Genomic DNA, 6,245 nt, shown 5'->3' on the forward strand with positions numbered 1-6,245 from the left:
GATCAGCCGCGCGGCGGGATCGTGATGCCTTCGGCGGCGGCGAGGTCGGCGAGGCGGACCGACGGGCGGGGCCCGACGTGGCCGATCACCTCCGAACCGGCGAGGCAGCCGAGGCGGACGGCGGTCGAAAGGTCGAGGCCGCGGGTGAGGCCGACGAGGAAGCCGGCGGCGAACTGGTCGCCGGCGCCGGTCAGGTCCTCGATGCGATCGACGGCGGTGGCCGGGGCCCTGGCGGTCTCGTCGCCGCGGACCGCGAGGGCGCCGTCGCCGCCGAGCGTCACCGCCGCGAGGGCGCAGTCGGTGCGGATGGCGGCGACCGCCGAGGCGAGATCCGACGTCTCGTAGAGCGCGTGGATCTCCTCCTTGTTGGCGAAGACGACGTCGACCGTGCCCGAGCGCATCAGCTCGAGGAACTCGCCGCGCCAGCGGTCGACGCAGAAGCTGTCCGACAGGGTGATCGCGACCTTGCGGCCGTTGGCGTGGGCGATCGCCGCGGCCTTGCGGAAGGCCTCCTTGGCGGCCGGGGGATCCCAGAGATAGCCCTCGAGATAGGTGACCTCGGCGGCCGCGACCACGGCGGGGTCGATGTCGTCGACCGTCAGCGCGTGGCAGGCGCCGAGATAGGTGTTCATGGTGCGCTCGCCGTCCGGTGTGATCAGGATGGTCGAGCGCGCGGTCGGCGCGCCGCCCTCGAGCGGCACGGTCGCGAAGTGGACGCCGAGGGCGCGGATGTCGTGGGTGAAGATGCGGCCGAGTTCGTCGGTGGCGACCTTGCCGACATAGGCGGCGCGGCCGCCGAGCGAGGCGACGCCGGCGGCGGTGTTGCCGGCCGAGCCGCCCGAGGCCTCGATCGCCGGGCCGATCATGTCGTAGAGCCGATCGGCCTCGGCGGCGTCGATCAGGCGCATCATGCCCTTGGTGACGCCGAGGCGGACGAGCAGGTCGTCCTCCGCGCGGGCGAGGATGTCGACGATCGCGTTGCCGATCGCCAGCACGTCGAATTCGCTTGCCGCCATTCCGATCCGGTTCCCGCCCGATCGGGCGCCGCCCCTCGCAACGCGAGGCCGCCACGCCCATATGACACCTCCACGAACCCCGCCAGGCCCCGCCCATGCTCGCCCAAGCCGTCCGCGCCGTCCGCGCCTTCTCCGAGATCGCCTCGCCGCCGTTCCGCGGCGTGATGCTGCGCTCGCTCGGGTTGACGCTCGTCATGCTCGCCGCGGTCTGGGCGGTGCTCACCGGTGTCGTGACCAACCTCGTAAACGGGTGGTGGCCGGGCGTCGAGGGCCTTGTGGACGTGCTGACCGGCGTCGGCCTGTTCGTCGGGCTCGGATTCCTGGTGGCGCCGGTGACGACCATGTTCGCCGGGCTCTTCCTCGACGATGTCGCCGAGGCGGTCGAGCGCGCCCACTATCCCGCCGATCCGCCGGGCCGGGCGGTGCCGCTGTGGCCGGCGATCGCCTCGGCGCTGCGCTTCACCGCCCTGGTGATCGCGGTCAACGCCGTGGTGCTGCTGCTGATCCTCCTGCCGGGCATCAACGTCGGGCTGTTCTTCCTCGCCAACGCCTGGCTGCTCGGCCGGGAGTATTTCGAACAGGTCGCCGCCCGCCACGTCGGGCCCGACGAGGTCGGCCGGCTGCGTTCGCGCCACGGCGGCCGGATCTTCCTCGCCGGCCTCGTGGTGGCGGCGGTGCTGGCGGTGCCGATCGTCAACCTCGTCACGCCGCTGTTCGCCACCGCCTTCATGGTGCACGTCTTCAAGGAGGTCGCCGCCCGCGATCCGCGGCCCGCTGACGACGGCGCGGTTCTGATCTAAAGTCCGGTGGCGCCGCGTGCACCGGACGGGCCATGGTTCCGTCGACGCGGAAGGAGTAGCCGTGATGTCCCGCCAAGCCGACGACGGAGACGTGCTCGCCATCGCCGAGACCTGGGCGAAGGCCGGCCGCCGTCTCGCCATCGCCACCGTCGTGGAAACCTGGGGGTCGGCGCCGCGACCGGTCGGCTCGCATCTCGTCATCGACGACGAGGGCAATTTCGAAGGCTCGGTGTCGGGCGGCTGCGTCGAGGGCGCGGTGGTCTCCGAGGCGGTCGAGGTGATCGGCGACAGCCGGCCGCGGCTCCTGTCCTTCGGCGTCGCCGACGAGACCGCGTGGCGGGTCGGGCTGTCCTGCGGCGGCCGCATCCGCATCTACGTCGAGCCCCTGACGGCCTGACCATCATGGATCTGAAGCTCCTCTCCACCCTCAATGGGCTCCGCCGCGAGCGCCGCGCCGCCGTGGTCGTCACCCGGCTCGCCGACGGCGCCGCCCGGCTCGTCACGGAGGGCGACGACCTCGCCGGCGATCCCCTGCGCGCCGAGATCGCCGCCGCCTTCCGGTCCGGCCGCTCCGGCGTGGTCGCCGGCCCGGACGGCGAGGTCTTCCTCGCCGCCGAGGTGCCGCCGCCGCGGATCGTCGCCGTCGGCGCCGTGCACATCTCGCAGGCGATGGTGCCGATCGTGCGCGCCATCGGCTGGGACCTCGTGGTGGTCGACCCGCGCACCGCCTTCGCCAGCCCCGAGCGCTTTCCGGGCGTGCAGCTCCACGCCGACTGGCCGGAGACGGTGCTGCCGGGCCTCGCGCTCGACCCCTACACCGCGCTCGCCGCCGTCACCCACGATCCGAAGATCGACGACTTCGCGCTGGTCCACGCCGTCGAGCGCGGCTGCTTCTACGTCGGCGCGCTCGGCAGCCGGAAGACCAACGCCCGGCGGCGCGAACGCCTCGTCGGCAGCGGCCTGACCGAGGCCGACTTCGAGGCGATCCGCGCGCCGATCGGCCTCGACATCGGCGCCGCCTCGCCGGCCGAGATCGCCGTCGCGGTGGTCGCCGAGATCATCGAGACCTTCCGCCGCCGTACGATCGGGACGCCGTCGTGAAATTCGGACCGGTCCGCCTCGCGGACGCCGAGGGCGCGATCCTCGCCCATGCGGTCGCGACCGCCGAGGGCACCTTGCGCAAGGGCACCCTGATCGACGCCGCCGTGATCGCCCGGCTCGCCGCGGCCGGGGTCGCCGAGGTGGTCGCCGCGCGGCTCGGCCCGGACGACCTCCACGAGGACGCGGCCGCCGCCGAACTCGCCCGCGCGATCGCCGGCCCCGGCGTCGAGGCGGACGCGCCGGCCACGGGGCGCTCCAACCTGTTCGCCCGCCACGGCGGGCTGCTCGCGGTCGACGAGGCCGCGATCCACGCCGTCAACCGGGTCGATCCGGCGATCACCGTGGCGACGCGCCCGGCGCTGCGCGGCGTCGAGGCCGGGCGGATGGTGGCGACGGTCAAGATCATTCCCTTCGCCGTGCCCCGGACGCTGCTCGCGCGCGCCGTCGCGGTCGCCGAGACGGCGCGGCCGGTGGTCGCGGTCGAGCCCTACCGGGCGCTGCGGGTCGCCGTGGTCTCGACGCTCCTGCCGGCGCTGAAGCCGTCGGTGGTGGAGAAGACCCTCGGCGTGCTCGCCGGCCGGCTCGCCCCCGCGGGCGCGCGCATCGTCGCCGACCGCCGGGTGCCCCACGACGAGGCCGCGGTGGCGGCGGCGCTGGCGGACGTCGGCGGGACCGACCTCGTGGTGGTGTTCGGCGCCTCCGCCGTGGTCGACGAGGCCGACGTGGTGCCGGCGGCGCTGCGCCGGGCCGGCGGCCTGATCGAGCATCTCGGCATGCCGGTCGACCCCGGCAACCTCCTGATCCTCGGCGAGCTCGGCGGCCGGCCGGTGCTCGGCGCGCCCGGCTGCGCCCGCAGCCCGCGCGAGAACGGCTTCGACTTCGTGCTCGAACGCATCCTCGCCGGCCGACGGGTCACGTCCGAGGACGTCACCGCCATGGGCGTCGGCGGGCTCTTGATGGACATCGTCAGCCGCCCGGCGCCGCGCACCGGCGAGGCGCTCGCCGAGGACCCCGACGCGCCGAAGGTCGCCGCGGTGGTGCTGGCGGCGGGCCGGTCGACGCGGTTCGGGCCCTCCAACAAGCTGCTCGCCGAGGTCGACGGCGAGCCGATGGTGCGCCACGCGGTGCGCGCCGCGACGGCCTCCGGCGTCGCCGAGACGATCGTCGTAACCGGCCACATGGCCGAGGCGGTCGAGGCGGCGCTCGCCGGCCTGCCGGTGCGCGTCGTGCACAACCCCGATTTCGCGGCGGGGCAGTCGACGTCGCTGCGCGCCGGCATCGCCGCGGTGTCGCCGACCTCGGAAGCGGCGGTGGTGATGCTCGGCGACATGCCGCGCGTGACGGCCGCCACGCTCGACCGGGTGATCGCCGCCTACCGGCCGGGCGCCGGGGCGCTCGTCGTGGTGCCGCGCCACGACGGCCGGCGCGGCAACCCGGTGCTGTGGTCGCGCCGCTTCTTCCGCGACCTCTCCGCCCTCGAGGGCGACACCGGGGCGCGGGCACTGCTCGCGGCCAATCCGGAGGCGGTGGCGACGGTGGAGTGCGGCCCGGAGGTGCGGATCGACTACGACACGCCCGACGCGCTGGCCGGCCGGGCCGGCCCCGATACCGCTCCGGACGCGGGCGTCGACGTCGAGCGGCGTTGACGCCTTCGCCGGCTTGGCACTAGAACCCTGTCGTGATCGGGGGGCGGGGCGCTTCGCCCGGCCTGACGGCGCGGGACCCCACCGAAGGCATCATGGCGCGACCTGACATCTTCTTCGACGCCGGCCGGTTGATCGAGCACTTCAACCGCACCACGCCGACGGGCATCGACCGCGTCGAGCTCGCCTACGCCAAGGAATTCCGCCGCCGCTTCGGCAGCCGCGTGGTCTACGGCTATTCGCTGTGGGGCCGGGTGATCCCGATCTCCGACGACCGCGTCGACGACTTCCTGGCGGCGACCGAGCAGTCCTGGCGGGCCGAGGGCACCGAGAAGACCTCGACGGCGATGACGATGCTGACCGAGCGGCTCGGGGTCGTGTTCCCGCCGACCACGCTCGAGACGGTGCGGGTGCGCACCAACGCCGAGCGCTCGACCATCTTCGTCGACCTCACCATGGGCGGCATCCGCACCGCGGTGCCGAAACTGTCGCGCTTCCTGCCGCGGGCGGGCGACACCTTCGTCGGCGTCGCCCACATGGGGCTGCAGAAGGACGGGCCGGTGCGCCGCATGGTCGGCCGGGCCGGGATCCGCCCGGTATTCCTGCTGCACGACCTGATCCCGATCACCCATCCGGAATACGCGGTCGCCACCGCCGAGGCCAAGCACCACGACCGGGTCGAGACGATCCTGCGCCACGGCGAACTGCTGATCACCAATTCCGACGACACCCGGATGGCCGCCGAGCGCTACGCCGGCCAGCGCGGCATCCGGATGCCCGAGGCGGTGGTCGCCCATCTCGGCCTCGAGCCGGTGTGGCTGCAGCCGATCGAGCCGGTGGTGGCGGCCGAGCCGTATTTCCTGACCGTCGGCACCATCGAGCCGCGCAAGAACCACCTGCTGCTGCTCAACGTCTGGCGCCGGCTGGTGCAGCGCCACGGGGCGGCCGCGCCGAAGCTGGTGGTGGTGGGCCGGCGCGGCTGGGAGAACGAGCAGGTCGTCGACATGCTCGAGCGCAGCCGCGACATCCAGGATCACGTCATCGAGTGCTCAGATCTGCCGGACGCGGCGCTGAAGAGCCTGATGGCGGGCGCGCGCGCCCTGCTGTTCCCGTCCTTCGTCGAGGGCTACGGCCTGCCGCTCGCCGAGGCGATGGCGGCGCGCCTGCCGGTGATCGCCTCGAACATCGGGGTGTTCCGCGAACTCGCCGGCATCGGGCCCGACTATCTCGACCCGCTCGACGGCCTCGGCTGGCTGGCGGCGATCGAGGACTACGTCGACCCGGATTCCCGCCGCCGCGCCGCCCAGATCGAGCGGCTGCGCCTGTGGCGCGCCCCGACCTGGGAAGGCCATTTCCAGACCGTGATGGACGTGCTGGAGCGCCGCCGGCTGGTCTGACACCGAGCTCGTGACGTTCCGACCCGTGGGCGGAGCGTTCGCGCGCGAGAAGCGCCCGAGCGGGCCCCGGCCGAAGGGCCGAACCCTCGCGAAGTCCCGACAAGTCGGAGCTTCGCGAGAGAGGTACGAATACCCTCGCCTCGTTCGACGACCACGAGCCCGCCGGGCGCCGTCCGCGCGGCGCGCGGTCGCGCGCCCGCTCGGTCAGTGGGCGTGGTCCCTGACGGAGTAGAAGACGAGTGTGGAGACGACCCAGATTCCGAGGGCGGCGAGGAAGAAGAGGAAGGT

At 73.7% G+C, this 6,245-nt stretch carries 6 protein-coding genes; 5 read left to right on the top strand and 1 reads right to left on the bottom strand.

What is annotated here, in order from left to right; genetic code table 11:
• Positions 1-2: 2 nt before the first annotated feature.
• Positions 3-1,016, bottom strand: coding sequence for an adenosine kinase (locus tag EDD54_RS21335; RefSeq protein WP_126540609.1), 1,014 nt, complete (start codon positions 1,014-1,016; stop codon positions 3-5).
• Positions 1,017-1,111: 95 nt separating this feature from the next.
• On the opposite strand from EDD54_RS21335, the gene EDD54_RS21340 reads away from it, so the two are divergent.
• The 5 genes from EDD54_RS21340 to EDD54_RS21360 all read left to right on the top strand — a co-directional run bounded on the left by EDD54_RS21340 (position 1,112) and on the right by EDD54_RS21360 (position 5,957).
• Positions 1,112-1,816, top strand: coding sequence for a sulfate transporter family protein (locus tag EDD54_RS21340; protein WP_126540610.1), 705 nt, complete (start codon positions 1,112-1,114; stop codon positions 1,814-1,816).
• Positions 1,817-1,880: 64 nt separating this feature from the next.
• Positions 1,881-2,213, top strand: coding sequence for an XdhC family protein (locus EDD54_RS21345; RefSeq protein WP_126540611.1), 333 nt, complete (start codon positions 1,881-1,883; stop codon positions 2,211-2,213).
• Between the two features lie 5 nt (positions 2,214-2,218).
• Entirely contained in the window at positions 2,219-2,917 is a 699-nt protein-coding gene (locus EDD54_RS21350) for an XdhC family protein (RefSeq protein WP_126540612.1), read from the top strand.
• A complete protein-coding gene (locus EDD54_RS21355; protein WP_126540613.1) occupies positions 2,914-4,563 on the top strand; it encodes an NTP transferase domain-containing protein in 1,650 nt (549 codons plus the stop codon). Before EDD54_RS21350 ends, EDD54_RS21355 begins: the two co-directional genes overlap by 4 nt.
• A 92-nt stretch (positions 4,564-4,655) precedes the next feature.
• Positions 4,656-5,957: a glycosyltransferase family 4 protein gene (locus EDD54_RS21360; RefSeq protein WP_126540614.1), complete on the top strand. Its 1,302-nt coding sequence runs from the start codon at positions 4,656-4,658 to the stop codon at positions 5,955-5,957.
• Positions 5,958-6,245: the final 288 nt, after the last annotated feature.

It is taken from the genome of Oharaeibacter diazotrophicus (genome assembly GCF_004362745.1).
GTDB classification, from domain to species: Bacteria; Pseudomonadota; Alphaproteobacteria; order Rhizobiales; family Pleomorphomonadaceae; genus Oharaeibacter; species Oharaeibacter diazotrophicus.

Excerpts from the sequence above, each read along its gene's own strand:
- EDD54_RS21340 (WP_126540610.1), top strand. The coding sequence starts at position 1,112 with ATGCTCGCCCAAGCCGTCCGCGCCGTCCGCGCCTTCTCCGAGATCGCC.
- EDD54_RS21360 (WP_126540614.1), top strand. The coding sequence starts at position 4,656 with ATGGCGCGACCTGACATCTTCTTCGACGCCGGCCGGTTGATCGAGCAC.
- EDD54_RS21335 (WP_126540609.1), bottom strand. The coding sequence starts at position 1,016 with ATGGCGGCAAGCGAATTCGACGTGCTGGCGATCGGCAACGCGATCGTC.
- EDD54_RS21350 (WP_126540612.1), top strand. The coding sequence starts at position 2,219 with ATGGATCTGAAGCTCCTCTCCACCCTCAATGGGCTCCGCCGCGAGCGC.
- EDD54_RS21345 (WP_126540611.1), top strand. The coding sequence starts at position 1,881 with ATGTCCCGCCAAGCCGACGACGGAGACGTGCTCGCCATCGCCGAGACC.